This is a genomic window from Pseudarthrobacter lactosi, from assembly GCF_055412785.1.
Genome location: NZ_JBVAYS010000001.1, coordinates 1,860,190 through 1,884,503 on the forward strand (window position 1 = coordinate 1,860,190; position 24,314 = coordinate 1,884,503).

Annotated in this window: 25 protein-coding genes; 15 read left to right on the forward strand and 10 right to left on the reverse strand. The window is 66.9% G+C overall.

Features of this window, described 5'->3' with window-relative positions; genetic code table 11:
• The first annotated feature begins 95 nt into the window (after positions 1 to 95).
• The 3 genes from ACZY0Q_RS08615 to ACZY0Q_RS08625 all read left to right on the forward strand — a co-directional run bounded on the left by ACZY0Q_RS08615 (position 96) and on the right by ACZY0Q_RS08625 (position 1,767).
• Positions 96 to 1,211 carry a GTP-binding protein gene (locus ACZY0Q_RS08615; protein WP_463915859.1) on the forward strand — a complete coding sequence of 372 codons (1,116 nt, stop codon included), beginning with the start codon at positions 96 to 98 and terminating at the stop codon, positions 1,209 to 1,211.
• A 70-nt stretch (positions 1,212 to 1,281) separates the two neighbouring features.
• Positions 1,282 to 1,404, forward strand: coding sequence for a type B 50S ribosomal protein L36 (gene ykgO, locus ACZY0Q_RS08620; RefSeq protein ID WP_058931424.1), 123 nt, complete (start codon positions 1,282 to 1,284; stop codon positions 1,402 to 1,404).
• Positions 1,405 to 1,500: 96 nt separating this feature from the next.
• Entirely contained in the window at positions 1,501 to 1,767 is a 267-nt protein-coding gene (locus ACZY0Q_RS08625; protein WP_463915860.1) for a hypothetical protein, read from the forward strand.
• 162 nt (positions 1,768 to 1,929) lie between these two features.
• Here the strand turns inward: ACZY0Q_RS08625 and pta are convergent, their stop codons facing one another.
• A complete protein-coding gene (pta, locus tag ACZY0Q_RS08630; protein WP_463915861.1) occupies positions 1,930 to 4,008 on the reverse strand; it encodes a phosphate acetyltransferase in 2,079 nt (692 codons plus the stop codon).
• Between the two features lie 170 nt (positions 4,009 to 4,178).
• Here pta and ACZY0Q_RS08635 point away from each other — a divergent pair, with 170 nt between their 5' ends.
• The 5 genes from ACZY0Q_RS08635 (at position 4,179) to ACZY0Q_RS08655 (ending at position 8,055) form a co-directional block, all read left to right on the forward strand.
• On the forward strand, positions 4,179 to 4,652 hold the full coding sequence (locus ACZY0Q_RS08635; protein WP_463915863.1) for a hotdog fold thioesterase: 474 nt from the start codon (positions 4,179 to 4,181) through the stop codon (positions 4,650 to 4,652).
• A 7-nt stretch (positions 4,653 to 4,659) separates the two neighbouring features.
• On the forward strand, positions 4,660 to 6,024 hold the full coding sequence (locus tag ACZY0Q_RS08640; RefSeq protein ID WP_463915865.1) for an AMP-binding protein: 1,365 nt from the start codon (positions 4,660 to 4,662) through the stop codon (positions 6,022 to 6,024).
• Between the two features lie 101 nt (positions 6,025 to 6,125).
• Positions 6,126 to 6,731: a TetR/AcrR family transcriptional regulator gene (locus ACZY0Q_RS08645; RefSeq protein WP_160673990.1), complete on the forward strand. Its 606-nt coding sequence runs from the start codon at positions 6,126 to 6,128 to the stop codon at positions 6,729 to 6,731.
• Between the two features lie 108 nt (positions 6,732 to 6,839).
• On the forward strand, positions 6,840 to 7,133 hold the full coding sequence (locus ACZY0Q_RS08650) for a hypothetical protein (RefSeq protein ID WP_463915866.1): 294 nt from the start codon (positions 6,840 to 6,842) through the stop codon (positions 7,131 to 7,133).
• Positions 7,134 to 7,314: 181 nt separating this feature from the next.
• Positions 7,315 to 8,055: a hypothetical protein gene (locus ACZY0Q_RS08655; RefSeq protein WP_463915868.1), complete on the forward strand. Its 741-nt coding sequence runs from the start codon at positions 7,315 to 7,317 to the stop codon at positions 8,053 to 8,055.
• 89 nt (positions 8,056 to 8,144) lie between these two features.
• Here the strand turns inward: ACZY0Q_RS08655 and ACZY0Q_RS08660 are convergent, their stop codons facing one another.
• Both ACZY0Q_RS08660 and paaZ read right to left on the reverse strand, forming a co-directional pair.
• Positions 8,145 to 8,540 carry a VOC family protein gene (locus ACZY0Q_RS08660; RefSeq protein WP_463915869.1) on the reverse strand — a complete coding sequence of 132 codons (396 nt, stop codon included), beginning with the start codon at positions 8,538 to 8,540 and terminating at the stop codon, positions 8,145 to 8,147.
• 179 nt (positions 8,541 to 8,719) lie between these two features.
• Positions 8,720 to 10,822 (reverse strand): phenylacetic acid degradation bifunctional protein PaaZ, encoded by a 2,103-nt coding sequence (gene paaZ, locus ACZY0Q_RS08665; RefSeq protein WP_463915871.1) that lies wholly within the window; start codon positions 10,820 to 10,822, stop codon positions 8,720 to 8,722.
• A 243-nt stretch (positions 10,823 to 11,065) separates the two neighbouring features.
• Between paaZ and ACZY0Q_RS08670 the strand changes: the two genes are divergently transcribed.
• Complete coding sequence (locus ACZY0Q_RS08670; RefSeq protein ID WP_463916293.1) at positions 11,066 to 11,419, forward strand: PaaI family thioesterase; 354 nt, start codon at positions 11,066 to 11,068, stop codon at positions 11,417 to 11,419.
• Positions 11,420 to 11,527: 108 nt separating this feature from the next.
• Positions 11,528 to 12,235, forward strand: a complete 708-nt coding sequence (locus tag ACZY0Q_RS08675) for a DUF4397 domain-containing protein (protein ID WP_463915873.1) — start codon at positions 11,528 to 11,530, stop codon at positions 12,233 to 12,235.
• Between the two features lie 173 nt (positions 12,236 to 12,408).
• Here ACZY0Q_RS08675 and ACZY0Q_RS08680 read toward each other — a convergent pair whose 3' ends face one another.
• Positions 12,409 to 12,864 carry a ferritin gene (locus ACZY0Q_RS08680; RefSeq protein ID WP_463915875.1) on the reverse strand — a complete coding sequence of 152 codons (456 nt, stop codon included), beginning with the start codon at positions 12,862 to 12,864 and terminating at the stop codon, positions 12,409 to 12,411.
• Positions 12,865 to 13,017: 153 nt separating this feature from the next.
• On the opposite strand from ACZY0Q_RS08680, the gene ACZY0Q_RS08685 reads away from it, so the two are divergent.
• From ACZY0Q_RS08685 to ACZY0Q_RS08695, 3 genes are all read left to right on the forward strand, one after another.
• Complete coding sequence (locus tag ACZY0Q_RS08685; RefSeq protein ID WP_463915876.1) at positions 13,018 to 13,593, forward strand: RNA polymerase sigma factor; 576 nt, start codon at positions 13,018 to 13,020, stop codon at positions 13,591 to 13,593.
• Positions 13,580 to 14,398, forward strand: coding sequence for an anti-sigma factor (locus tag ACZY0Q_RS08690; protein ID WP_463915878.1), 819 nt, complete (start codon positions 13,580 to 13,582; stop codon positions 14,396 to 14,398). Before ACZY0Q_RS08685 ends, ACZY0Q_RS08690 begins: the two co-directional genes overlap by 14 nt.
• 147 nt (positions 14,399 to 14,545) lie before the next feature.
• Positions 14,546 to 15,775 (forward strand): globin domain-containing protein, encoded by a 1,230-nt coding sequence (locus ACZY0Q_RS08695; protein WP_463915880.1) that lies wholly within the window; start codon positions 14,546 to 14,548, stop codon positions 15,773 to 15,775.
• Positions 15,776 to 15,855: 80 nt separating this feature from the next.
• Here ACZY0Q_RS08695 and ACZY0Q_RS08700 read toward each other — a convergent pair whose 3' ends face one another.
• Positions 15,856 to 18,354, reverse strand: a complete 2,499-nt coding sequence (locus ACZY0Q_RS08700; RefSeq protein ID WP_463915882.1) for a trypsin-like serine protease — start codon at positions 18,352 to 18,354, stop codon at positions 15,856 to 15,858.
• Positions 18,355 to 18,373: 19 nt separating this feature from the next.
• Positions 18,374 to 19,087 carry a tyrosine-protein phosphatase gene (locus ACZY0Q_RS08705; protein WP_463915884.1) on the reverse strand — a complete coding sequence of 238 codons (714 nt, stop codon included), beginning with the start codon at positions 19,085 to 19,087 and terminating at the stop codon, positions 18,374 to 18,376.
• A 609-nt stretch (positions 19,088 to 19,696) separates the two neighbouring features.
• On the opposite strand from ACZY0Q_RS08705, the gene ACZY0Q_RS08710 reads away from it, so the two are divergent.
• The gene (locus tag ACZY0Q_RS08710; protein WP_463915885.1) at positions 19,697 to 20,008 is read left to right on the forward strand and encodes an SGNH/GDSL hydrolase family protein; all 312 of its coding nucleotides are present in this window, start codon (positions 19,697 to 19,699) and stop codon (positions 20,006 to 20,008) included.
• A 92-nt stretch (positions 20,009 to 20,100) separates the two neighbouring features.
• Here ACZY0Q_RS08710 and ACZY0Q_RS08715 read toward each other — a convergent pair whose 3' ends face one another.
• Positions 20,101 to 20,709, reverse strand: a complete 609-nt coding sequence (locus ACZY0Q_RS08715) for a GNAT family N-acetyltransferase (RefSeq protein ID WP_463915887.1) — start codon at positions 20,707 to 20,709, stop codon at positions 20,101 to 20,103.
• A gap of 35 nt (positions 20,710 to 20,744) precedes the next feature.
• Here ACZY0Q_RS08715 and ACZY0Q_RS08720 point away from each other — a divergent pair, with 35 nt between their 5' ends.
• Positions 20,745 to 21,185, forward strand: coding sequence for an SRPBCC family protein (locus ACZY0Q_RS08720; protein WP_463915889.1), 441 nt, complete (start codon positions 20,745 to 20,747; stop codon positions 21,183 to 21,185).
• A gap of 31 nt (positions 21,186 to 21,216) precedes the next feature.
• On the opposite strand, the gene ACZY0Q_RS08725 is transcribed toward ACZY0Q_RS08720, so the two are convergent.
• The 3 genes from ACZY0Q_RS08725 to ACZY0Q_RS08735 all read right to left on the reverse strand — a co-directional run bounded on the left by ACZY0Q_RS08725 (position 21,217) and on the right by ACZY0Q_RS08735 (position 24,235).
• Positions 21,217 to 22,089, reverse strand: a complete 873-nt coding sequence (locus ACZY0Q_RS08725) for a 3-hydroxyacyl-CoA dehydrogenase family protein (protein WP_463915891.1) — start codon at positions 22,087 to 22,089, stop codon at positions 21,217 to 21,219.
• A gap of 2 nt (positions 22,090 to 22,091) precedes the next feature.
• A complete protein-coding gene (locus ACZY0Q_RS08730) occupies positions 22,092 to 22,832 on the reverse strand; it encodes an enoyl-CoA hydratase/isomerase family protein (RefSeq protein ID WP_463915892.1) in 741 nt (246 codons plus the stop codon).
• 191 nt (positions 22,833 to 23,023) lie between these two features.
• On the reverse strand, positions 23,024 to 24,235 hold the full coding sequence (locus tag ACZY0Q_RS08735) for a thiolase family protein (protein WP_463915894.1): 1,212 nt from the start codon (positions 24,233 to 24,235) through the stop codon (positions 23,024 to 23,026).
• Positions 24,236 to 24,314 lie beyond the last annotated feature (79 nt).

The following is a 24,314-nucleotide window of genomic DNA, read 5'->3' on the forward strand; positions in this document are numbered from 1 at the left end:
TGCGTCAAGTACTTTCCATCACGGGAGAGCCGCACCGTAGGATCCTTGAGTTCGGCAACTTGTTTTTGCGAATCATTCTCATTAGAGTTATCGGCATGCATCTCACTGTGATCAGCTCCCTGGACGCCCTGTGCCGCCAGCAAGCCTGCCAAGACGCGGCCGCAGCCAATCCCGGAGCCGTGGTGGTCCTGCACGACCTGCTGGAGAACGGCGTGGTCATCCGCAGGATCTTCAGCCAGTCCGGGCTCCTGGAGAGCGCCGAGACACAGCTGGAACACGGCTGCCTGAGCTGCACCGTGCGGCTGGACCTGGTGCCCACCATCGAGCGGCTGCTGGAGCGCGGGGAGACCCACGCCGTCATCGGGCTCCCGCCGGCGGTGTCCGCGGAGGCTGCGATCGGAGCGCTGCGGCGTGGCCTTTCCCGCCCGGTGACAATTGATTCCGCTGTTCTTGCCTGCGCCCCTGACACGCTGGAGGACCACATTTGGGACCACCACACCCTGTTTGAATCCGGGTTCACGCCGGTCCCGGAGGACCAGCGCACCGCAGGCGAGTTCATCATCGGCGAGCTGTCGTTCAATGACACCGTGCTGCTGGCGGAGGTAGACCTGTTTCCGGCCGACCCCGCCCTGCGGGTTCGTGGCGTGCAACTGGTGCGGGAACTGGCTCCGCACGCTGACGTGGTGGAAAACGCCGGCCTCATCCGCCCAGGCCGCCACGACTACCAGGACGCCCTGGGCCGGACGGTTCCCGGTTCGGTGCGGGTCCCGGCGTCGTCCTCCATCTCACCGTTCACCACTGTCACGCACCGCGCCCAGCGTCCGCTGCACCCCGAACGGTTCCGGCACGCCCTGGCATCTCTCGCGGAGGGCTGCTGCTGGTTGCGGGGCCGCCTGTGGATCGCCGCCGCACCGCAGTGCCGGATCGCCATCCAGGGCATCGGGCCGCGAGTCTGGCTCGAAAATACGGGACCGTGGCTGGCAGACCAGGACGCCGGCGCGGCGCCTGATCCCCTCACCCATGTGGACGCCCACCTGGACTGGCATCCGGAACACGGAGACCGCGGAAGCGTGCTGGCCGCGACCGGGGAGGGCATGGACCCAGCGGAAATTGCGCAGCTGCTCTCCGCCTGCGAGCTCACCGACGCGGAAATGGAGGCCGGGTTCGCCGGGCTCACCGATCCTTTCCAGCTCGATCCCGCCCCGAATTGAACAGCCCCGGCCGCACCCTGCGCCATCCGCTAGAGCCATCCACCCGCCACCAACAACAAGGAGCAAGCCCATGAAAGTCAGAAACTCCCTCCGCGCCCTGAAGAAGGTTCCCGGCGCCCAGATCGTCAGACGCCGGGGCCGCACCTTCGTGATCAACAAGAAGAACCCGAGGATGAAGGCCCGTCAGGGCTAAGACTGCGGACCGACTCACCCGGCGCCTGCCGTTGCGTCAGCCGCGGCAGGCGCTTAGAGTCGGCGGACACGTTGCACTACGCAGAGAGGAACTTCCATGCCGAACGACACCACTCAGCCCGACAACACCGAACCCGACACCGCAGAATCTGAACCCGGCGCCGCAGGCACCAAGGACCCCACCGCCGTCGAGGGCGCCAACCCGGCGTTGGACGACACCGGAAACCCCAAAGCCGAAGAGGTAGGGGAGGCCGCTGAGCCGCCCGCGGATCTGCAAGACCTGGACCTCACGCCCCTAGGACTCTCCGATGAGCCGGCCAAGGAAGAGGACCCGGACAGCATGGCCAAGCCGGAAAACAGCTAAGCAACGGGCTGGGATCGGCGACGGCGGCACCCAACCCGGGTGCCGCCGTCGGACGTTTGAGCCTGTAAGTCCCCTAACCTCAACGCGGGGTCACTCAATGCCCAATATTCCCTCTGGAAGGGGCATTGAGTGACCCCGCGTTGCTGTCCTCCCCCGCCGTTACTACGAGGCCGGCACCTGCGCCTGGATGGCCGTGATGGCCACCGTGTTCACGATGTCCTCCACGGTGCAGCCGCGGGAGAGGTCGTTGACCGGCTTGCGCAGGCCCTGCAGGACGGGCCCGACGGCGACCGCCCCGGAGCTCTGCTGCACCGCCTTGTACGTGTTGTTGCCGGTGTTCAGGTCCGGGAAGATGAACACGGTCGCCTGCCCGGCCACGGATGAGCCGGGCATTTTGGAGGCCGCGATGGAGGCGTCCACGGCGGCGTCGTACTGGATGGGGCCTTCGACGGCGAGATCCGGGCGGCGTTCGCGCACCAGTTCGGTGGCCTGCCGGACTTCGTCCACGGCCTCGCCGGAACCCGATCCGCCGGTGGAGTAAGAAAGCATGGCCACGCGCGGCTCCACCCCGAACTGCACCGCGGTTTCAGCCGAGGCGAGGGCGATGTCCGCGAGCTGCTCCACGTTGGGGTCCGGGTTCACGGCGCAGTCGCCGTAGACCAGCACCCGGTCCGGCATCAGCATCAGGAACACGGAGGACACGATCTTCACGCCGTCGCGCGTTTTGACGAACTCCAGCGCCGGGCGGATGGTGTGCGCCGTAGTGTGCGCGGCGCCGGACACCATGCCGTCCACCACGCCCAGCTGGACCATCATGGTGCCGAAATAGCTGCCGTCCTGCATGATTTCCAGCGCCTTGGGCAGGTCCACGCCCTTGTGCGCGCGCAGCTCCGCGTACTTCTCGGCGAAACCCTGCCGCAGTTCCGAGGTGGCCGGGTCCACGATGTTGATCCCGGCGAGGTCGACGCCGTTGGCGGCTGCCAGCTCGCGGACGTCGCTTTCCCGGCCCAGCAGGGTGAGGTCGCAGACGTCGCGGCGGTGCAGGATTTCGGCGGCCTGCAGGATCCGGACGTCGGTTCCCTCCGGCAGCACCACGTGCCGGCGCTGCCCCCTGGCCCGTTCGATGAGGTCGTGCAGGAACCGCAGCGGGGTCATCCGCTCCAGGCGCGGCAGGTGGAGGCGTTCCACCAGCTCAGTCTCGTCCACCCGCCTGGACCACAGGCCCAGTGCGGATGCCACCTTGCGGCGGTGCCCGGACCAGATCTCGCTGCGGACCTCGGAGACCCGCTTCGCCGTGGTGTAGGTGTCCTCGCTGGCGGCAAACACCGGGAAGGGAGCCTGCGCCAGGAGCGGGTAGATGTTGGCGTCCGGGGACAGGCCACCGGTCAGGATCAGCGCCGAGGGAACCGGGAATTCCGGCGAGAACGACGACGCGAGGCAGGCCACCATCACGTCCGCCCGGTCGCCGGGAACGATCACCAGGGCGCCCTCGTCGAGAACGTTCAGGAAGTTGCCCACGCTCATGGCCGCCACCTTGATGTCCCGGACGTCGCGTTCCATGTCCGCAAGGCCGGCGATCTGGCGTACCCCGAGGGCTGTGGCTACTTCGCCGGTGGTGGGGCGGGCGATTTCATCCAGCTCCGGCAGGACATAGACGGGCCGGTTGGATGCACCCGGCTTGATGGCGGCGGCGATTTCCTCCACCAGGTCCGGGTCCGCGCGGTTCACCATGATGGCCAGCAGTGAACATTTTTCCGCCACCAGTTCCTTGCGGGCAACCTCGACGGCGGCCGCTGCCTCCGCGACGCTGAGACCCTTCGCGCCCACCACGGCGACCACCGGCGCGGCCAGGTTGTTGGCCAGCCGGGCATTGAGGTCAAACTCGACGGCGGCGTCCTGGCCGGTGAGGTCCGTCCCCTCCACAATCACCACGTCGCAGTGCTTGGCGATCTCGGCGAAGATCTCCACGCAGCGCGCATCGATGTCGGCACGTTTTCCGTCGGCCAGGAGCGCACGCACTTCGGCGGACGTCAGCCCGCCACGGCAACGGTCGTCGTCGAGCGCGAAGCGTGATTTCATCAAGGCGACCATAGGGTCATCGGCGGCATCCGGGCCGTGGACCACCGGTTTGAAGAACCCGATCCGGTCCGCGTGCCGGTGGAGCGTGTCCGCGAGGCCCAGGGCCACGAGCGACTTGCCCGATCCCGGAGTGGTCGCGCTGACGTAGATGCCTTTGGCCATGGTCCGCCCTTTGCTGTGCGTGGTGCCGGTCCCTCCATCCTTGCACTTCCCGGGCGGGCTGTTGGCGGCCGTCAAATATCGTCTCGCAAAACGGCCCGGCCCTTGACACCGGCACCACATCTGGGATTACCTAATGAACATTCGGTATATAAAGCTGGAGGCAATGACGCATGGCTGAAGCAGCACTCTCCGGGGCCACCCACCCCATCCTGGAAAACGACTATGCCTCCGAGTGGATGGGCATCGAAGTTCTCGCGGTCAGCGACGGGCACGCCACCATCCGCATGAAACTCCGGCAGGAAATGCTCAACGGCTTCGGCATGGCCCACGGCGGAATGATCTTCGCCTTCGCCGACTCCGCCTTCGCCCTGGCCTGCAATCCGGCGAACCCGTCGCCGGAAGAAATCAACAACATCACCGTTGCCGCCGGCGTCGACATCAACTTCCTCAAGCCCGCCTACCGCGGCCAGGTCATCACCGCCGTCGCGGACCGCCGGTCCAGCTCGGGCCGCAGCGGCCTGTACGACATCCAGATTTTCGCGGCCGACGCCGGTGGGCCGCCCGATTCGCTACCCAGTTCCGGCACCCCAGGGGAACTCATTGCCGAGTTCCGCGGACGCAGCCGAACCATCCCCAAGAAGTAGGAAAACCATGACCCTCCACGCCCCCGAAACCCCCACGCCGCAGGCAACCCAGGCAAGCACCGACGCCGTCCTGGACCGCGAAGAAACCATTTCCCGCGACGAGCTCGAGGCCCTCCAGCTCGCCCGCCTGCAGCACACGGTGGCCTACGCCTACGCCCGCGTGCCGCTCTACAAGCGCAAGTACGACGACGCCGGCATCCACCCTACGGACCTGCGCGAGCTCAGCGACCTCGGCAACTTCCCCTTCACCACCAAGGAAGACCTGCGCGCCGAATACCCGTTCGGTATGTTCGCCGTCCCGCAGAACGAAGTAGCCCGCATCCACGCCAGCTCCGGCACCACGGGCCGGCCCACCGTCGTCGGATACACCAAACAGGACCTGGCCGACTGGGCCAAACTCGTGGCGCGCTGCCTCCGGGCGTCCGGCGTCCGTCCCGGCATGAAGGTCCACAACGCCTACGGCTACGGCCTGTTCACCGGCGGGCTGGGCGCCCATGCCGGCGCCGAAGCACTGGGCTGCACCGTGATCCCGATGTCCGGCGGGCAGACCGAACGCCAGATCCAGCTCATCCAGGACTTCGCGCCGGACGCCATCCTGGCCACGCCCACCTACCTGCTCACCATCGCCGACGCCATGGCGCACATGGGCATCGACCCGACGTCGACCTCCCTCAAGTACGCAGTCCTGGGCGCCGAGCCGTGGACGCAGGAGATGCGGCACGAACTCGAAGTCACCATGAACATCAAGGCCTGCGACATCTATGGCCTGTCCGAAGTGATGGGCCCGGGCGTCGCTGGCGAGGCCGTGGAAACCCAGGACGGCAGCCACATCTGGGAGGACCATTTCCGCCCCGAAATCATCGACGCGTTCAATCCCGTAGTGGGCAAGGAAAACGTGCTGCGCGACGGCGAACACGGCGAACTCGTGTTCACCTCGCTCACCAAGGAAGCCCTGCCGATCATCCGCTACCGCACGAAGGACCTCACCCGCCTCCTGCCCGGCACCGCCCGCCCTGCGCACCGCCGGATGGGCCGCATCACCGGCCGCAGCGACGACATGATCATCCTGCGCGGCGTGAACCTGTTCCCGTCCCAGATCGAGGAAATCGCACTGCGCATCCCCGAGCTCAGCCCGCACTTCCAGCTCGAACTTACCCGCCCCGAGGGACAGCGAATGGACCAGTTGACGGTCAGGATCGAACGCCGGGACGCGGTGACAGTTGAGCAGAGTACGACGGCGGCACGCGCCTTGCAGGAACAGATCAAGATCCACGTGGGTTCTTCGTGCGCCGTTGACGTGGTGGAACCGGGTTCACTGGAGCGGTCAAACGGCAAGCTGCGCCGGATCTACGACCTCCGGCCCAAGGCGTAGGTCCCACCTTCCTGCGCGAACGGACACTTGGTGCCCCGGGCCTGCGCCGCTGGCCCGCGCCGCTGCCGGGATTACCGAACGTTCATGGGAAAATAGCCGGTATGCCCACTACAGCAGCCCCCAACAAGCGCGGCCGTCCCGGTTACGACCAGCAGTCGGTGCTGCTCATCGCCGTCGACGTCTTCAACCGGCACGGCTATGACGCCACGTCCATGGGAATCCTCGCCGAGAACCTGGGCATCTCAAAGTCAGCCATCTACCACCATGTGCCGTCCAAGGGCGACCTCCTGAAGCTCGCGCTCGACCACGCGCTGGGCGGCCTGGAATCAATCCTTGAACAGCCCGGGGCGCAAAGCGGCGCGGCGGATGCGCGGCTGGAATTTGTGCTGCGGCAGACCGTGGCGGTCCTCGTGGAGCGGCTGCCGTTTGTCACACTGCTCCTGCGGTTGCGGGGCAATACTGACATTGAGCGCGACGCCCTGGAACGCCGTCGAGCGTTTGATCACGAGGTGGCCGCCCTCATTTCCGCAGCCCGCGACGAAGGGTCGCTGCGCCAGGACATTGATCCGCGCACCGTCACGCGCCTGCTGTTCGGCACCATCAACTCAATCGTGGAATGGTACAAACCGGGCGGCTCCCTCACACCGGAAAAACTGGCCGACGACGTCATCACCATCGCTTTCGACGGGCTGCACGCGCAGCACTAGGCTTTCCACGAGTCCACCATGCCCGCCTGGACACTAAGCGTGCTTGGTAATCATTGGTCTTCCCCGCTACGGTGAAAGCTCAAGCGCCACCGAAAGGAAGGTACAACAATGAGCCACCCCAAGGAAGAAGCAGAGCCTGGCTTCATCGTCCCGGACCCGTCCGGCCTCCGCGAGGATATTGCCGGAGACGCAGGCGACGAAGCCAATGCCATCCGCTTCAGCGAAGAGCAAGCCCTCATCGAAGAACAGGCCCACGGCATCCGCCCGGACACCTACAGTGTGCCCGCCGGCGAACCCAGCATCGATGAGGCGCGGGAAAATCTGGACCTGTCCGACCAGGCCGCTACGGAGCGCGAGGAAGACAGCAGTGACGACGGCCTCCACGACGGTGCCGAGTCATAGCCACTCCCCCGACGCACCATCACCAATGGTCCCCGCCAGCAGTTCACAGTGAACAATGGCGGGGACCATTTCTGTTTGCGCAGCTGTGGATTGGCGCAGGATGGGCAGCCCTCCCCATCGCGCACCAATTAATCCATACGTTAGAATTAAGGTCGCATCACTTACCCAGGGGGAAACCATCATGATCAAGAATCAATCTGCGCTGCGTCCATTCGCCTTTCTCGGTCTCGCCGCCGTTATGGGGTTGGGAATGGTGGCCTGCGGAGGAAGCTCACCGGCCGCCTCTGAAACAGCAGCTGCGCCTGAGTCATCCACTCCGTCGGCGACAGCGTCGGCCAGTCCCAGCGCTACGGCATCCAGCTCAGCCGCGGCATCTGCGGGCGGAACCGCTAAAGAGATCACCGATCCTGGCACCAAGCTGACCTTCGGCAAAACGGCAAACACGCATACCAACACGGGCAAGGACAAGGCGGACCCCAAGTATTTCGAGGCCACTTTCACCTCCACCGTCACCAAGATCGTTGCCGGAGCAGAGTCAGACCTCGCCAGCTTCAAGGACGCGGCCAAGTTTGCCGGCCAGACGCCCTACTACGTCTTCACTGAACACACGCTGGAGAGCCTGAGCAAGCCCTCAGCCGGCGTCAGTGAGCCCAAGGTGGGTGCACAGCTCAAGGACGGCACCGACGCGCAGAAGCTCATTGTGTTCGGCTCCATGGACCAGTGCAAGGACAAACGCTTCGAAACAACAGGCAAGGGTGATGACCTCAGCCTCAAAGTGGGCAGCACCATGACCTCATGCCAGGTGTTCCTGGCTCCCGCCGGTGACGCAGTGACCAAGGCGGACTACACGGATGCCGGCTTCGTCTACGCCAGCTACAGCGATAACCCGTTCCGCAAGAACCCGATCGTCTGGTCCAAGTAAATCCAGTCCGGGACGGCGCGTTTGATCACGGGCTCCCCGGCAGCACTCGGGAGTGCTGCCGGGGAGCCGAGTGCGACTTACTGAAGCGGTCAGAGCTGGTATTCGGCCTGCATGCCCAACGTCTCGTGAACGCAGAGGATGTTGTGCTCGGTGTCCATAAACCAGGCGCACTTCTCCGAGTCCGTGGTGCAGATATGGTTCTCGGCCTTCAGGTTGGGCAGGTCGTAATCCTGGAACCGGACGCCTTTGGCTTCCATGTCCTGCACGATCCGCTCAATGTCACGCACCTCGAAACTGAGGGCGGTGTGCTCGGAGTGCTTCCCGTCCGAGACCGGCAACAACTGCAGCATCGGGCCGCCGTCGCTACCGAGTAATTCGCTTCCATCGTCTGTCATTCCGCGGTGCGGGAGGCCCAGTTTTTCGGTGTAGAAACTGCGGGCGCGCGCTGCGTCATCGACGGGCAGGATGGTTGTGGCTGTGTTCATGGCTAGGTTCATTTGGCCACCTCCTACGGTGGAAATTTTACGCCGCGGCAACCCGGAAAGACCCCAACGCTCTCTCACATAATGCGGGAAAACCCCCGACGCTCTCTCACTTTTCTCAAGAAAGTGAGAGAGCATCGGCGGAAAACCTACGATACGTGAGAGAGCGTCCGGGGGTGGGGTTACTTTTCGACGAGGGTGAGGACGTCGTAGGTGGCCACGATGTCGTCGTTCTGGTTGGTCAGGAGCGCGTCCCAGGCCACCTCGCCGTACTCGTCCGTTTCGCGCGGCGTGATCTTCTTCGCCGTCAGGGTCACCCGGATGGAATCCCCGGCCGCCACGGGCGTGATGAAGCGGAGGTTTTCCAGGCCGTAGTTGGCCAGGACCGGCCCCGGTGCCGGCTCCACAAAAAGCCCGGCGGCCCAGCTCAGCAGCAGGTATCCGTGCGCCACGATCCCCGGGAAGAACGGGTTGGCCTCGGCCGCGTCCTGGTTGGTGTGGGCATAGAAGGTATCGCCGGTGGAGTTCGCGAACGCGGTGATGTCCGCCAGGGAAACCTCACGCAGGTCGGACCGGACGGCGTCACCGATCCGCAATGTCGCCAGCGACTTCCGGAACGGGTGCGTCCCCTCGGTCTCCACTGTGAAGTTCCGGTCCGCTCCGGTGTGCCAGAGGCCGGTGACGGCGGTGAGCATGTTGGGCGAGCCCTGGATGGCGGTGCGCTGCATATGGTGCATCACCGAGCGGATGCCGCCCAGCTCCTCGCCACCGCCGGCGCGGCCAGGACCGCCGTGGACCAGGTGCGGCACCGGCGAACCGTGCCCGGTGGAACTGCGCGCGTCCTCCCTGTTGAGCATCAGCACACGGCCGTGGTGGGCAGCGATCCCGGTGACCAGTTCGCGGGCAACGGCAGGATCGTTGGTGCACACCGATGCCACGAGGGAGCCGCCACCCCGGGCGGCGAGGCGGACGGCGTCGGGCAGGTCCCTGTATCCGATCACCGAAGCTACCGGGCCGAACGCCTCCAGCGAGTGGATCGCGTCAGTCTCTGCGTCAGCCCAGCTCAGCACCACCGGCGACATAAAGGCGCCATCATCCACTAATCCCGTGGCGCCGTTGGCAGAGGTGACCGACGGCGAATCGAGTGTTCCGTACGCGAGCTCACCGCCGGCGTCGAGCATTGACTGCACCGCGGCGCGGACATCGGCGAGCTGCTCCAGCGACGCCAAAGCGCCCATGGTCACACCGTCGGCGCGGGGATCCCCCAGCACCACACGCTCATCCACCCGCTTTCCGATCGCGGCGATCACCGCCGGCACCAGCTCCTGCGGGACGATGGCGCGGCGGATGGACGTGCACTTCTGGCCTGCCTTGACCGTCATCTCGGTGACCACGGACTTGATGAAGGCGTCGAATTCGGGGGTGCCCTCCACCGCGTCCGGGCCAAGGATGGCGGCGTTGAGGGAGTCCGTTTCGGACGTGAACCGGACGCCGCCCTGCACCACGTTCGGATGCGATTTCAGGGCCAGCGCGGTGGACGCGGAGCCGGTGAAAGCCACCAGGTCGCGGTAGTCCAGCACGTCCAGGAGCCCGCGGACGGAGCCGGAAATCAGCTGCAGCGAGCCCTTCGGCAGGATGTTGGATTCGATGATCGCCTTCACCACGGACGCGGCCACATACCCGGTGGGTGTGGCCGGCTTAACGATGGTGGGGACCCCGGCGAGGAAGGCGGGCGCGAGTTTCTCCAGCATGCCCCAGACCGGGAAGTTGAACGCGTTGATCTGCACGGCGACGCCGGGGATGCGCGTGTAGATGTGCTCGGCCACGAACGAACCGTCCTTGGACAGCACCTCCATGGGACCGTCCACCACCACCTGCGAATTGGGCAGCTCGCGCCGGCCCTTGGAGCCGAACGTGAAGAGCACGCCAATGCCGCCGTCGATGTCGATCATCGAGTCGATCTTGGTGGCACCGGTCTGCGCCGAAAACGTGTAGAAGTGCTCGCGCCGGGCGTTCAGGTACTGCGCCAGCTCCTTGAGCTTAAGCGCGCGCTGGTGGAAGGTCAGCTTGCCCAGTTCCGCCTGTCCCGTGGTGCGGCCGTAGTCCACGACGGCGGCGAGGTCCAGGCCGTCGGTGCTCACCTTGGCCAGGACTTCCCCGGTGCTCGCATCCCGCACGGGGACAGCGGAAGCTGCCGAACCGTCGTCGGGCGTCCACCAGGAATCCTGGATGAAACTGGGAACGGTCTGGACTGTGTCGACTGTGGCTTCGGCAGTGGTGGTCATCGTTGACGGGTCCTTCCAACACGGGGACAAAACGGGGCCGCGGCTTTACTGACCGTCCGTTCGGTAATATGTCTACAGTACATGACTGTGCCGTGCTGCACACTGGAAGTTCAGCCTCGCCAAAGGAGATCCATGACTGCCCTATCCCCGGACGCTGCCGACGACGACGCAGCCGTTGCGCCGCACGCCTCTGCCCAAGGCGTCACCCCGTGGAAGATCGTCCTCGGCGAGCTCGACGAGAAGATGGGCGTGAAAATCCTGGAGGAATCGGTCGAGCGCGTAGTGGCGACGATGCCTGTGGAGGGCAACAGGCAGTCGTTCGGGTTGCTGCACGGCGGCGCGTCCCTGGCGGTGGGCGAGGCTGTGGGCTCCTGGGCGGCCGTGATCCACGCCAGCACGCTGGGGAAAACCGCCGTGGGAGTGGACGTCTCCGCGACGCACCACCGCTCCGCTCGCGAAGGCCGGATCACCATCACCGCCACGCCCATCCACCTCGGCGGCACCCTGACCACCCACGAGGTCCTGATCACAAACGACGCCGGCCAGCGCCTCTGCACGCTGCGCATCACCAACCTCCTGATGGACCGGAAAAACTGACGCCAAAAAAAGATCCACGGGTTTGCATCCACAGAGGACGTCCCGCAGGTAGTAAGGGCGTAAGCACAAACACAGCCCGTCACCGGGCATCCCTCAGAGGAGTTTGAAATGCGCAAAACAACGTATGCCGCCGGAGCACTGTCGCTCGCCGCCGCACTGGCCTTCGCGACCCCGGCACAGGCCGGCGACTGGCACCACGACGATGACCCAGCCAAGCTCTCGGTCCTGCACGGCGTGCCCGGCCTGACCGTGGACGTATGGGTGGACGGCAAACTCACCCTGGATGACTTCACTCCCGGAACCCTGGCAGGCCCGCTGGAGCTGGATGCCGGCGACTACGAGATCGCCATCACCGCCGCGGACGCCACCAGTGCCGACAACCCGGTGATCGGGCCGGTGAACGTTGAACTCGACGAGGGCGGCAACTACACCGCGGTGGCCCACCTCGACGCCGACGGTGCCCCCACAGCCACGCTCTTCACCAACGACACCAAGGCTCCCCGCAACAACAAGAAGGGCAAGCTGACGGTCAGGCACGTAGCCGCAGCTCCCGCCGTCGACGTCCTGGCCGGCGGATCGGCAGTAATCGAGGGACTCAGCAATCCGGACGAGGCCACCCTGAAGCTCAAGGCCGGAACCATTTCGGCGTCCGTGGCCGCGGCCGGGACCACCGATCCCGTGATCGGGCCGGCTGACATCACGGTCGAGGGCGGCAAGAACACGATCGTCTACGCCTGGGGAAGCCTGGCCGACGGTACCCTGGCCGTGGCCGTCCAGGTTGTTGATTCCGAGGACCGGTGGCACGGCCGTCACTGAGGCGGCCCGCAGGAACGACGTGCGCCATCACTGATCGCCATTACCGGCGGGGCCGCCTGACGGGCGGCCCCGCCGTCGTTTCCGCGCCGCGTGGGCGGGCGAACGCAACGTCCCGCAGGCGGGCGAACGCAACGGCGCTCCGGTGCGCTAACGCGACGTCCCGCCGTCGTGCTTCAGAGCGCCCCGCCCGCCGCTTCCGGCGTGCCGGACTCCTGACCTCCGCCGCCGTGACCCCCATGCCCGCCGCCATGGTGGCCGCCGTTACCGGCGCCGCCCCCGGCGTCACCCACCCGCTCGCGGGCCAGGAACATCTCGACGTCGAAGAGGTTGTCCGCCCGGCGCGCGACGTTGAGGAGCGTGGATATGGACGCGACCTCTTCCACCTGCTCCTTGAGGAACCAGAGCATGAACTGTTCGCCCAGGGGGTCGTTTTCGGCCCTCGCTGCGGCGAAGAGTTCCTTGATGCGGTCCGTGACCTCAATTTCCTGCGCCAGGGCCAGGACCAGGGGCTCCTCCGCCGAAGTGAAGTCGTTCCGGACCGGCTCGATGCCGGGAATCGAAATCCTGATGCCGCGGTCCAGGATGGGGCTATCCTCGAGTCGGGGGTCAAGGCTAAGGACCTGCGGCACGGAGGCTCTGCTGGGCCCGGGGTTGCCGGAGGGCCTTCCTCGAGCTTGCTCCGCTGCGAAGACGGCGGTCAAGGCCCCGTACTATGGCGGAGCGCCAGCGGGCACGGCATAATGTGGTTCCACAGGTCTCGCTGCCGCCCGAAGGAGCCATTGATGACGCCTCCCGGCCCGCACGATTGGGACGCCGCTCTCGATCATGCGTTCGCGGCCGGGCAGGACGCTGCCCTCGCCGAGGCCTACCGGCGGCTGAGCCCGCTCGTGTACACCCTGGCGCTGCGGTCCCTGGGGGAACGGGCAGCGGCCGACGACGTCACCCAGGAAGTCTTCATTCGCGCCTGGAAGTCCCGCCTCAGCTACCGGCCCGAGGCCGCGCGGCTGCCTGCCTGGCTGGTGGGGATCACCCGCAATGCCATCTCCGACGCACTGTCCGCCCGGATGCGCCGGCAGGAGCTGGAACATGCTGCGGGCCAGTTCGTCGGCGATGAGCGCGGCGCCGGACCGGTGGCTGCTGACGTGGAAGCCGTGGCCGACCGCATAACCTTGGAGGAAGAGCTGGAGCGGTTGGGCGATCCACAGAAAGCGATCATGAAGCTGGCGTTCTACGAGGACCTCACGCACGATCAGATTGCGTCGCGCCTGCAGCTGCCCCTGGGGACCGTCAAGAGCCACATCCGTCGCAGCCTTTCGCGGATGCGCACCCGCCTGGAGGTGGGCCATGAAGCATCTTGACGATGAGCAGCTGAGCCTGATGGCCCTTGGTGAACCCGCCCTGACGCCGGCCGAGGCTGACCACCTGGCGTTTTGCCCTGAATGTGCAGGCACTCTGGCGGCCTTGGAACGCACCGTCCGCGCCGCCACCGTGGATCCCGCGGAAGTGGAACTGGCCACGCCCGGACCGCACAACTGGGCAGCCATCCATCTGGCATTGGGCCTCTCCCCCGAGCAGGCGCAGGACCCGTTGGGCCGGCCAGCCTCCGCGGAAGGTACGACGGCGGGCACAGGCACCGCGGCGCCGGTCACCCCTCCGACACCACTTAGGCCGCGCACCGCATCCGCCAGGGCAGCTGCCCGGCGGTGGGTGGCCATGGCCGCGGCGGCAGGGATCGTGGTGGGCGCCGCCGCAGTCTGGGCCGGCTACAACGTCCTGGGGCAAGGCCCGGAAGCAGTGCCTTCGCCCACGCCGACGGCCCCGCAGGCAGTGGTCCTTGCCCAGGCTCCGCTGCAGCCCCTGAAGTCCTACACCGCCAGCGGCAAGGCCCTGGTGGAGGAGTTTCCCGACGGCACACGCCAGCTGGTGGTGCAGCTCTCGGAGGGCCAAATCAGCGGTTACCGGGAGGTCTGGGTGATCTCGCCGGACCTCTCCAAGCTGGTCAGCCTTGGCGTGCTGGATGGCGAGCCCGGCGTCTTCGCCATCCCCGCTGGCCTCGACCTTGCCCAGTACCCCATCGTGGATGTGTCCAACGAGCCGTTCGACGGCAACCCCGCGCATTCGTCCGACAGCGTTGTGCGGGGCGAACTGGCCGCGGAAAACTGAGCAGCCACACGCCGCCCGCTACACCCGTTTCCCCGTGCGAAGAAGTGCCAATCGGCCCAGAAGTGGACTGGCCGCGACTGCTAGGTTTGCTGTGCCGGGCGACGAAACACCGCCTGCATCAACCGGCAAGACCGGAAGGGACCAGCCATGCTCTCAGACACCTCTTCTCCCGTTATCAAGGCAACGCTGCCTGTAGTTGGCGAGCACATCGAGGAGATTGCCAAAAGGTTCTACAAGCACATGTTCGAGGCGCGTCCGGACCTCCTGGACGGGCTCTTCAACCGTGGCAACCAGGCGGACGGCCGGCAGCAGCAGGCGCTGGCGGGGTCCATCGCCGCGTTCGCCGGATTCCTGGTGGACAAGCCGGACCAGCTTCCGGACCACCTGCTCTCCCGGGTAGCCCACAAGCACGTCTCGCTGGGCCTGGCCCCGGACCAGTACCAGGTGGTCCACGACCACCTGATGTGGGCCATCGTGGACGTGCTCGGAGATGCCGTCACGCCCGAAGTTGCAGCAGCCTGGGACGAGGTCTACTGGCTCATGGCGAACATGCTCATCAATAAGGAACGCGGACTCTACAAGGCCGTACACCTCTCACCCGAGACCATCTGGCGGACGTGGCGGGTGGTCCGGCGGATCCAGGAAACCGACGACGTGGTCACGTTCATCGTTGAACGGACCGACGATCGCGACGTCAAGCCCTCCCTTCCGGGGCAGTACGTCACCATCAAGATGCAGATGCACGACGGCGTGCACCAGCCCCGGCAGTACAGCCTCACCAAGGCCGACGACGGCCATCACCGCCAGTTCGCGGTGAAGCGGGTCCACGGACTCCCGACGCCCGACGGCGAAATGTCCAACCTGCTCCACAACGAGGTCCACGAGGGCGACGAAGTGGTGCTTTCGGTACCCTTCGGTGACGTGGTCCTGGAATACACGGACCGGCCGGTGGTCCTGGCCAGCGCGGGCATTGGCATCACCCCGATGGCCGGCATGCTTTCCCACCTGGTGAAGTCCGGCTCCCAACGCCAGGTCATGCTCCTGCACGCGGATGACACGCCGGCGTCCTTCCCGCTCCGGGCCCAGGTCACCGAGGACCTTGCGAAGCTGGCAGACGGTTCGCTGAACACGTGGTTCCTGGAACCGGACGGCTCACCGGCCGCCTCCGGCGCAGCCGGGGACGACGCCGCTCCGGCGTTCAAGGGGTTCATGGACGTCACCGCGGTGGAGCTGCCCGACGACGCCGAATTCTACCTCTGCGGGCCCCTGCCCTTCCTGAAGTCGGTCCGGAGTGCGCTGGTTGCACGGGGCGTGCCGGCCAAGGACATCCAGTACGAAGTCTTCGGCCCGGACCTTTGGCTGGCCGACTTCCAGTAGCGCCGAGTTTTTGTCCACTTATCGCGAGATATGGCCCCTTTTGGACGCGATAAGTGGACAAAAACTCGCGGGCGTCTTGCTCACCGGCGAGAGCGCCGCCTGGCAAGGACCAGGGCGACACCGCCGAGCAGCAGCACACCTGCCCCGACACCGGCCGCGGCGAGCAGGCCGTCGGCGCCGGTGGCCGGCAACTGGCCCGAGATGCCTGCCGGGGTGACGCCGGCGGGAACAACAACCGGTGCCGGGTGAACCGCGAAGGTGAGGCTCACCGGTGCGGAGGCGGCGCCGTCGACCGTTTGGCGGACCGTCACGGTGTGGGTTCCGGCCGCGAGCCCTGCCGGCAGCGGCGCGCTCCAGGTCCCGTCCGAGGCGGCCTGCACCGGTACGCCATCCACCGTGACGGCCACCGCGGCGCCCTTCAAAGCTGATCCGGTGATCCGCCGGGGAACGGCGTCGTGCGCGAAATGCTGACCGTCCCGGATGTTGGCAACCGCAGGCGACGGCGGCACCACCGTGAAGCTCCGGCTCGCCGCCGGGCTTGCGGCGACGCCCCGGGCGGTCTGCACCGCCTTGACGGTGAAGGATCCGTACCTCGCCTCGCCTGTCACCGGCACTGCCCATTTCCCGTCCAGCCCCACCACGGCCTGGCCGGTGGTGTCGCCGGAAAGTTCCACCGTGGCACCGGGCGTTCCGGTGCCCTCAATGTGTTCGAGGGCCGTGAGCGCGGCCCCCTCGGCCGGGCCGGCAATGGCAGGTGCCGGGAGCTCCGACGGCAGCACTGTGACGTCGAAGGTGCTGGCTCCGGAGTGGCTGAAGCCGTTCACGGTTTCCGCGGTAAAGCGCAGCCGGCCGGCGGGTGAGGGGGCCGTGAACTGCCATTGCCCGGCGGCGTCCACGGGCACCTCCACAGGCTCCTGGCCGGGCACGGTGATGCGGACCTTCGAGCCCGCGGCGACGGCGGAAGCCGGGGCCGCCGGGACCTGCCCGGTGATGGTCTGGCCGAGTGCCACTCCGCCGCCGTCGGCCGGTTCCGTGAGCAGGGGTTTGTTGAGGAACAGCTGAAGCTGCACGCCGGGAAGCCGGGTCATGGCGTCCTCCAGCGTGGTGGCAACGGCGAAGTTGTTGATCGGCTGGCCGGGAACGACCTGGTCCCCCGCGGAGTGGGTGCCGACGGCGAAGTTGCCGCTGATCCAAGGTCCGCCGGAGTCGCCGCCGCTGGACTGGACGGAGGTGGACAGGAAGCCGCGGAAGGCCCGGAGGTCGGACGGGTCGGCGGTGAAACCGCCCACGACGTAGATGCCCACTTCGTCCACGGTGCCGCAGGACCAGCGCGCGGTCCGCCCGGACCGGCAGACGGCCTGTCCGGGGGACGGCGACGCGGTTCCGATGATCTTCACGGCCGTGGATCCGGGGTCCGCGGGCGCGTCCCAGCGGGAAGTTGCGGGTTGAACGTCGAGGCCCGGCCGGATGTCCCCGATCACCGCGATGTCCGTGCCCACGTTTCCGGGGTTGGCCTCGTCACCGGTAATCCAGGAGTTGCCCGGGCCGCCGAACTGGCTGAAGCCCAGGGTGCCGAGCAGTTTGTTCGCGGGCGATTCCGGGCTCTCCACGTTGGCCGTGGTGAGGGTGCCGTCTTCGGTGCAGTGGCCGGCAGTGAGGACCAGCGGTTTCCCGTCCGGGCTGTACGCACCGTAACCGGCGGAGCAGATGACGCCGTTGTTGAGGACGTAGCCTTGCCCGCCGAAGAAGTCCTCCTCCGGGGCAAGCGGTGCGCCCTCTTCCAGTCGGACGTTCGAATAGCGCGCCACGAATTCGGACGGCGAGGGCGACGCCGCCCCCGAGGGCCCGGGGGTTGCCGGGTTAGCCGGGGCGCCTTCGGCCTCCGGCTGGTTGGTGCCGCCGGTGCGGATCACGAAGCTGCCGTTGGCGTACGCCACAGCCTGAAGGCCTTCGGCGCCTACCTCGCGGACGTAGTCCTTGAACAGCTGGTCCGTGCTGGCCGCGACGCGTTCCGGCGCAGGCTGGGCCGGCCCTGAGGGGGCGGACGCTGAAGGCGCCGGTGATGCGGCCGGCGCCGCCGGCACCGCACTGGCGGCCACAAGCACAAAATCCCCGGGTCCCGCGGCATTGAGTTCCGCCACCCGGGCGTCGAGCTCCGGGCCGCTGCCCTCGACCACAATCCGGCCGTCTTTCAAGCTGATTCCCACGTAGCCGGGCAATCCGCGCAAGGAGGCAACGGCGTCGGCCGCGCGTTTGCCCTGGTCACCGGCGGCGTTGAACTGCTCTGGTGTCATGCCCAGGTCGCGGAGGATGGCCTCCGTCAGGCCGGCGTCGCTGATGGCGGGTGCGGAACCGCCCGCAGCGGGCGATGCCGTCGCCGGGGGCGCCGTCGCGGCGGGTGCCGTCGCGGCGGGTGCCGTCGCCGATACGGCCGGCGCCGATACGGAGGGGTTGGGAACCGGCGAACCGGACTCTGCGACGGCGGGGACCGCCAGGAAGGTGCCGCCGAACGCCAGGGCGGCGCCAGCGGCCAGCCCCAGGGCGCGGTTGAACTGGTTCCGGCCGGAATGATGCGTCAAGGTGTCCCCCATAGTGTGTTTACGTCGTCACCCTGGCTGCCAGCCGCGAGCGGATGGCATCCAGTTCGGCCACGGTGACCCCGTGCCGCAAGAGATAGTTCCGGGTATCCAGGCCGCGGACGAATTCCAGGGTTCCGCCGCCGCGCTTCTCCAGCAGCGGCACCAGCACCTCCTCCGCCAGGTAGCGCTCGTGCTTGTGCGGCGGACCCACGAGCCGGTGGCGCTCATTGATGCCCCGCATGGCCGCCTGGTAACCGGTCACAATCTCATGATCACCGGCACCGGAGAGGTCCTGGAGCATCGCAGCCACCATTCCGCTGCGGTCCCGGCCCGCGGAGCAGTGGATCACCACACCGGCGGGTGCCGCTGCAACCGCCTTGAAGACGGCCACAAGCTTTTCCGGAAACAGCCGGGCATTGGCCGCGTAGCAAGCAGGATCGTTCAGGTACGGGGAGCACGACTCTTTGAACTCCGGGTGGTCCGGATCCTCCGTGGGAGCATGCACCACGTCGAACGCCGCCAGCACCTCAGCACTCACCTCGGGATCCGCGTCCCTCAGTCCGTGTTCCGAGGGGTTCCGGAGGTCGATCACGGTGCGCACGCCGTCGTCGTACGCCTGTTTCCAGCCCGTCTCGGTGACCCATTCCCGGCGCCCCATCCGGAATACTCTGCCGGAAATGCGCCAGGCATTCACGGCTCCGTCCCAGCGCACGGGCTGTCCAGGCTGTTCCATCCAGACAGCTAATCACAGACCCCCGTCATCCGGCACGGCTACCGGCCGGAAAATGGGGTGGTGCCCTGCGAATAAACGGGTATTCCGGCCCGTGTCCGGCGGGCGGGCGGCCGGGTACCGTTGGGCGTACTTGCGGCTTGGCCGCCGGCCCGCGGCCCAACAGCCCGGCGCGCAGTTCAGCACAAAGGGGAAACTGATGAGTGACCGGATATTACGACGGCGGCGCGCGGCGTACGCTGCCGGCGTGGCAACGCTTGCCCTGGCTTTGGGAACCGCAGCAGGGCCGGCGGGAGCGGCGCCTGCAGGGGCACTTGATTACATAGCGTAGGTGACTCCTACACCGCGGGAACCGGTGCGGGTGCGGCCGTCAGACCGCCCGAAGCGACGTGCTGGCAGAGCAGCCCGGGGTACGTTGCCGACGTCGACAAAACAGGCCGAGTGTCCCTGGTGGTCAATGCCGCCTGCCACGGGGCACTCCTTTTTTCGGGCGATGACCCGCTCCAGTAACAATTCAGCGTCACCACCCAGCTCACGGGCCTCGTCGGCACAGGGAAACTGAATCCGTCCACCGGAATCGTCACCATCATCGCCGGAGCCAACGACGCGGGAGTGAGCCAGGTGCTGGGCGCCTGCGCCGCCTACGGCGATGAAGTGTGCGCCGGCGCTGTGGCGTCTTCCGAAAGCGGGATGGGTCAGGTGGGTGAGGCGCTTGCTTACACCTACGGGCAGATTCACACGGCGGCTCCGTCCGCGAACATCGCCGTCCTGGGGTATCCAAGGCTGTTCGAGCCGGCGGACGGGAACCCGTATTTTTCCGCAGAAGAGCAGCGGCTGATCAACCGGGCCACCGACAATCTCAACACCGCCATCGCCACGGCAGTCCGACCCCCACCGGGCACCGCGCCCATGCCACGGCGGTGATGGCGGAGGTCAAGCCGGGCACCTTGGCGAGGTAGGGGCCGGGCCAATCCGGACCGCGTGGGCCATGGCTCCCCGACACGGGGCTCGGCCGTCTAGCGCCGCTTGGCCAGCCTGAACTCCAGGCCGGCACGGACCATGGGCCACTCATGTTCGAGGATCGAGAACACCACAGTGTCCCGGAGCTGCCCGTCAGCCGTCCGGGTGTGGCTGCGGAGCACGCCGTCCTGCTTGGCTCCGAGCCGCGCAATCGCCTCCCGGGACTGGTGGTTGAGCCAGTGCGTCCGGAACTCGACGGCCGGGCAACCCAGCGTTTCAAAGGCGTGCCGGAGCAGGAGCAGCTTGGAGTCCGCGTTGGTTCCGGTGCCGTGCGAAGAAGCCGCATTCCACGTGGAACCGATCTCCACGCGGGGAGTGGCGGCGTCGATATTCATGTACGTGGTCATCCCGATCACCCGGCCGGGACCGCCGGTCGCGGGATCAAGGAGGCGCGTGGTGAACGGGAGCATGGAGCCGACTTCCTGGAGCCGGAGCCGGCGGTCGATCTCTGCGGCCATGCCGTCCGGTCCGGGCACGCTGGTGTACCAGAGCTTCCAGAGTTCGCCGTCGCGGGCAGCCTCCACCAGGCCGTTGTGGTGCGCGCGGCTCAGCGGTTCGAGAACGACGTGTTGACCGGTCAGCGTGATGGGTTCGATGGAAGTCACCGGACCATCCTAGGGGCAGCGGCTAGGCTGTTGGGATGATCACAGTAGCAGGCACCGTCAGCTCTCCCCTCGGGGCAGAGGAAGCCTTTACCTACCTGTCAGCCTTCGAACACACCGCTGAATGGGATCCGGGCACCCCTGTGGTGAAGAAGCTCTCCGAGGGTCCCGTTGCCGTGGGCCACCGGTACCACGCCGAAGCGGAGTTCCGGGGCAAGCGACAGGCCCTCATCTACGAGGTGGTGGAGCTGACCGGCAACCACATCAAGCTCCGGGGCGAAAACAAAACCGTCATCTCCGAGGACTCGATCGACGTCTCCCCTGACGGGACCGGCTGCAGGGTGCAGTACACGGCGGAATTCCAGCTCAAGGGCGCGCTCAAGCTCATTGAACCGATCATGAAGCCGGCGTTCATGTCGCTCCGGGACCCCGCGATGAACGGCCTGAAGTCCGCCCTCGACGCGCGGGCCGGGCGCTAAGCCGCCCGGACCGCACGATAGGCCTCGAACCCTAAGCCGGCCAGTCGAAGAATCCTTTGCCGGTTTTCCGGCCCAGTTCGCCGCGGGCCACCTTGTCGCGCAGGATTTGCGGCGGAGCGAAGCGCTCCCCCAGCGTGGACTGCAGGTACTCCGCGATGCCCAGCCGGACGTCCAGGCCCACAATGTCAGTGGTCCGCAGCGGCCCGGTGGGGTGCTTGTAGCCCAGCACCATGGCGTTGTCGATGTCCTCTGCGGACGCGACGCCTTCCTCCACCATGCGCATGGCTTCCAGGGCGATGGCCACGCCCAGGCGCGACGAGGCAAAGCCGGGAGCGTCATTGACGACGACGGCGGTCTTGCCGAGCGCCTCCACCCACCTTTTCGCCGCGGCGGCCAGGTCCGGGGCCGTCTGCTCGCCGAGTACCACCTCGATGAGCGTGGACGCGGGAACCGGGTTGAAGAAGTGCAGGCCCAGGAAGTTCTGCGGGCGCTTGAGTTCGCGTGCCAGGCCGTTGACGGACAGCGAGGACGTGTTGGAGGCGAGGTAGGCGTCGTCGGAGAGGCGCTCCTCGATTCCGCGGAGGGAGGAGACCTTCAGGTCCCAGTCCTCCGGAACGGCCTCCACCACCAGCTGGCGGTCCTTGAAGTCGTCATAGTCCACCGTCACGGAGAGACGGGAGACCATCTCGTCCAGGTTGCCGTCCGTAGCGCCGCGCTCGATGCTCTTGGCGGCCGAGGATTCCACGCGTTCCCGGGCGGCTTCGGCCGAGGCCTCGTCCCGCTCCACCACCAGGACGTTGGCTCCGTTGATCAGGAAGGCGTGGGCGATGCCCGCCCCCATCCGGCCGCCGCCGAGGACGCCGACAGTTGCGGGCAGGCCCGCCGGAAGTACGGAATTGCCCATGGTTACTTCGTCCCGTCTGATTGGTCTGAATTCTTGGCTGATTTCTTATCTGTTCTCTTGTCCAGGAAAGCCTGCATCCGGTCGAACTTCGCCTGGGATTCGAAAAGTATCCCCTGCGCCAGCTGGTCGATCAGCGGGTGCGCCTCGGCAGGTGCGTGGAAGACAGACTTGGTGATCCGCACGGCCAGCGGATCCTGCCGCGCAATGCGGTCCGCCAGGCTGTGCGCACCGTCCATCAGCACGGGCGCCTCGTGGATCTCCGTGATGAGGCTGGCAGCCAGCGCCTCCTCAGCCCTGAGCACCAGGCCAGCCAGCAAGATCTGCTTGGCCAACGGCTCCCCCACCAGCTCCTTGAGGCGCCAGCTGGCACCGGCCGCGGCCAGGATCCCCAGCCCTGTTTCGGGGTTGCCGATCCGGACACTGGGCGTTCCGATCCGGAAGTCTGCGGCATAGGCGAGCTCGGCGCCGCCGCCCAGGCAGTACCCGTCCAGGGCGGCAATGACCGGCATGGGCAGCTTGGCTATCCGCACGAAAATGCTGGAATTAATGCCCTGCAGTGCATCATTGCGGCGCCGCTCGCGCAGCTGGGCAATGTCCGCACCCGAGGCGAAGACGCCGTCGACCCCTGAGATGATCAGGACTTTCGGATTCTGCTCCAGGGCAGCGCAGACGATGTGCAGTTCGTCCACCATCTGCTGGTCGATGGCGTTCCGGACCTCCGGGCGGTTGAGGAGGACCACCACACGGTCGTCCCGCTCCTCGACCAGGAGCGTGCCGAAGTCGAGGGTGCTTAAGTGTCCGTTCGCACCGTCTGGCGAGGGGCTTAAGTGTACGTTCGCACCGTCTGGCGAGGGGCTTAAGTGTACGTTCGCGCTTTGTCCGTTCGCGCTTTGTACCTTCGCGCTTTGTCCGTTCGCGCTTTCCGGGGCGGGCATCAGACACGCTCCAGCAGCATCGCGGTGCCCTGGCCCACGCCGATGCACATCGTTGCCAGGCCGATCCTGGCGTCCTCGCGTTCCATCCGGCCCAGCAGCGTGATCGCGATCCGTGATCCGCTGGAACCGAGCGGATGCCCCAGGCTGATGGCGCCGCCGTCGTTATTTACGATCTCCGGGTCCAGCCCGAGCCGGCGCATGCTCGCGAGGGACTGTGAGGCGAACGCTTCGTTAAGCTCGACGGCGCCCAGGTCACCAACGCTGAGGCCGCTCCGCTTCAGCACTTTCTGCGTCGCCGGGACCGGTCCGATGCCCATGATTTCGGGTTCGCAGCCGGCGGAGGCGCCGTCGATGATCCGGGCCCGCGGTGTCAGGCCGAGCCGGGCGATGGCGGCCTCGGACGCGACGATGATGGCCGAGGCGCCGTCGTTGAGGGTGGAGGAGTTCCCCGCGGTGACCACGGCGCCGCCCGGAACCACGGGGCGCAGCCCGGCGAGGACCTCCAGGGTGGTGCCGGCACGCGGGCCTTCATCGGTGTCCACCACCGTTTCGGACTTGCGGGACTTGACCGCCACCGGGACGATCTCGTCCGTGAAACGTCCCGCCGCGATGGCGGCGAGGGAGCGTTCATGGGAGCGGACGGCGAAGGCGTCGGCGTCCTCACGGGTGATGCCGTCCACCCGCGCCACTTCCTCGGCAGTTTCCGGCATGGAGTAGGTCATCTTGCCGTCCCGGGCGAGGTCGCCTTTCTGGAAGAGCGGATTGACGAAGCGCCAGCCGATGGAGGTGTCGAAGATCTGGCCGGGTTTGGCGAACGCCGTGGCGGGCTTTTCCTGGACCCAGGGCGCGCGGCTCATGGACTCCACCCCGCCGGCGATCACCACGTCCGCGGCGCCGGACTTGATCATGTGGCTGGCCTGGATGATGGCGCTCAGCCCCGAGGCACACAGCCGGTTGACCGTGATTCCCGGGATGTGGAGGGGAAGTCCCGCCAGCAGGACTGCCATCCGGGCTACGTTCCGGTTTTCCTCACCCGCACCATTGGCGTTGCCGAGGATGACTTCCTCGATGCTCTCCGGATCCAGGCCCGCGCGGGAGACGGCCTCCCGGATTACCAGTGCAGCCAGATCATCCGGGCGGACCGCCGACAGCGCACCGCCGTATCTGCCCACGGGAGTGCGGACGCCGCCAACAAGAAAAGCCTCGACCATCAGAACATCCTTTACGCCAGGGAGCCGGAATATTCGGGACCGTCCAGTGACCGCCCTATTTACCGACCGTTCGTTCTAT

Excerpts from the sequence above, each read along its gene's own strand:
- ACZY0Q_RS08615 (WP_463915859.1), top strand. The coding sequence starts at position 96 with ATGCATCTCACTGTGATCAGCTCCCTGGACGCCCTGTGCCGCCAGCAA.
- ykgO (WP_058931424.1), top strand. The coding sequence starts at position 1,282 with ATGAAAGTCAGAAACTCCCTCCGCGCCCTGAAGAAGGTTCCCGGCGCC.
- ACZY0Q_RS08625 (WP_463915860.1), top strand. The coding sequence starts at position 1,501 with ATGCCGAACGACACCACTCAGCCCGACAACACCGAACCCGACACCGCA.
- pta (WP_463915861.1), bottom strand. The coding sequence starts at position 4,008 with ATGGCCAAAGGCATCTACGTCAGCGCGACCACTCCGGGATCGGGCAAG.
- ACZY0Q_RS08635 (WP_463915863.1), top strand. The coding sequence starts at position 4,179 with ATGGCTGAAGCAGCACTCTCCGGGGCCACCCACCCCATCCTGGAAAAC.
- ACZY0Q_RS08640 (WP_463915865.1), top strand. The coding sequence starts at position 4,660 with ATGACCCTCCACGCCCCCGAAACCCCCACGCCGCAGGCAACCCAGGCA.
- ACZY0Q_RS08645 (WP_160673990.1), top strand. The coding sequence starts at position 6,126 with ATGCCCACTACAGCAGCCCCCAACAAGCGCGGCCGTCCCGGTTACGAC.
- ACZY0Q_RS08650 (WP_463915866.1), top strand. The coding sequence starts at position 6,840 with ATGAGCCACCCCAAGGAAGAAGCAGAGCCTGGCTTCATCGTCCCGGAC.
- ACZY0Q_RS08655 (WP_463915868.1), top strand. The coding sequence starts at position 7,315 with ATGATCAAGAATCAATCTGCGCTGCGTCCATTCGCCTTTCTCGGTCTC.
- ACZY0Q_RS08660 (WP_463915869.1), bottom strand. The coding sequence starts at position 8,540 with ATGAACACAGCCACAACCATCCTGCCCGTCGATGACGCAGCGCGCGCC.
- paaZ (WP_463915871.1), bottom strand. The coding sequence starts at position 10,822 with ATGACCACCACTGCCGAAGCCACAGTCGACACAGTCCAGACCGTTCCC.
- ACZY0Q_RS08670 (WP_463916293.1), top strand. The coding sequence starts at position 11,066 with ATGGGCGTGAAAATCCTGGAGGAATCGGTCGAGCGCGTAGTGGCGACG.
- ACZY0Q_RS08675 (WP_463915873.1), top strand. The coding sequence starts at position 11,528 with ATGCGCAAAACAACGTATGCCGCCGGAGCACTGTCGCTCGCCGCCGCA.
- ACZY0Q_RS08685 (WP_463915876.1), top strand. The coding sequence starts at position 13,018 with ATGACGCCTCCCGGCCCGCACGATTGGGACGCCGCTCTCGATCATGCG.
- ACZY0Q_RS08690 (WP_463915878.1), top strand. The coding sequence starts at position 13,580 with ATGAAGCATCTTGACGATGAGCAGCTGAGCCTGATGGCCCTTGGTGAA.
- ACZY0Q_RS08695 (WP_463915880.1), top strand. The coding sequence starts at position 14,546 with ATGCTCTCAGACACCTCTTCTCCCGTTATCAAGGCAACGCTGCCTGTA.
- ACZY0Q_RS08705 (WP_463915884.1), bottom strand. The coding sequence starts at position 19,087 with ATGGAACAGCCTGGACAGCCCGTGCGCTGGGACGGAGCCGTGAATGCC.
- ACZY0Q_RS08720 (WP_463915889.1), top strand. The coding sequence starts at position 20,745 with ATGATCACAGTAGCAGGCACCGTCAGCTCTCCCCTCGGGGCAGAGGAA.
- ACZY0Q_RS08725 (WP_463915891.1), bottom strand. The coding sequence starts at position 22,089 with ATGGGCAATTCCGTACTTCCGGCGGGCCTGCCCGCAACTGTCGGCGTC.
- ACZY0Q_RS08735 (WP_463915894.1), bottom strand. The coding sequence starts at position 24,235 with ATGGTCGAGGCTTTTCTTGTTGGCGGCGTCCGCACTCCCGTGGGCAGA.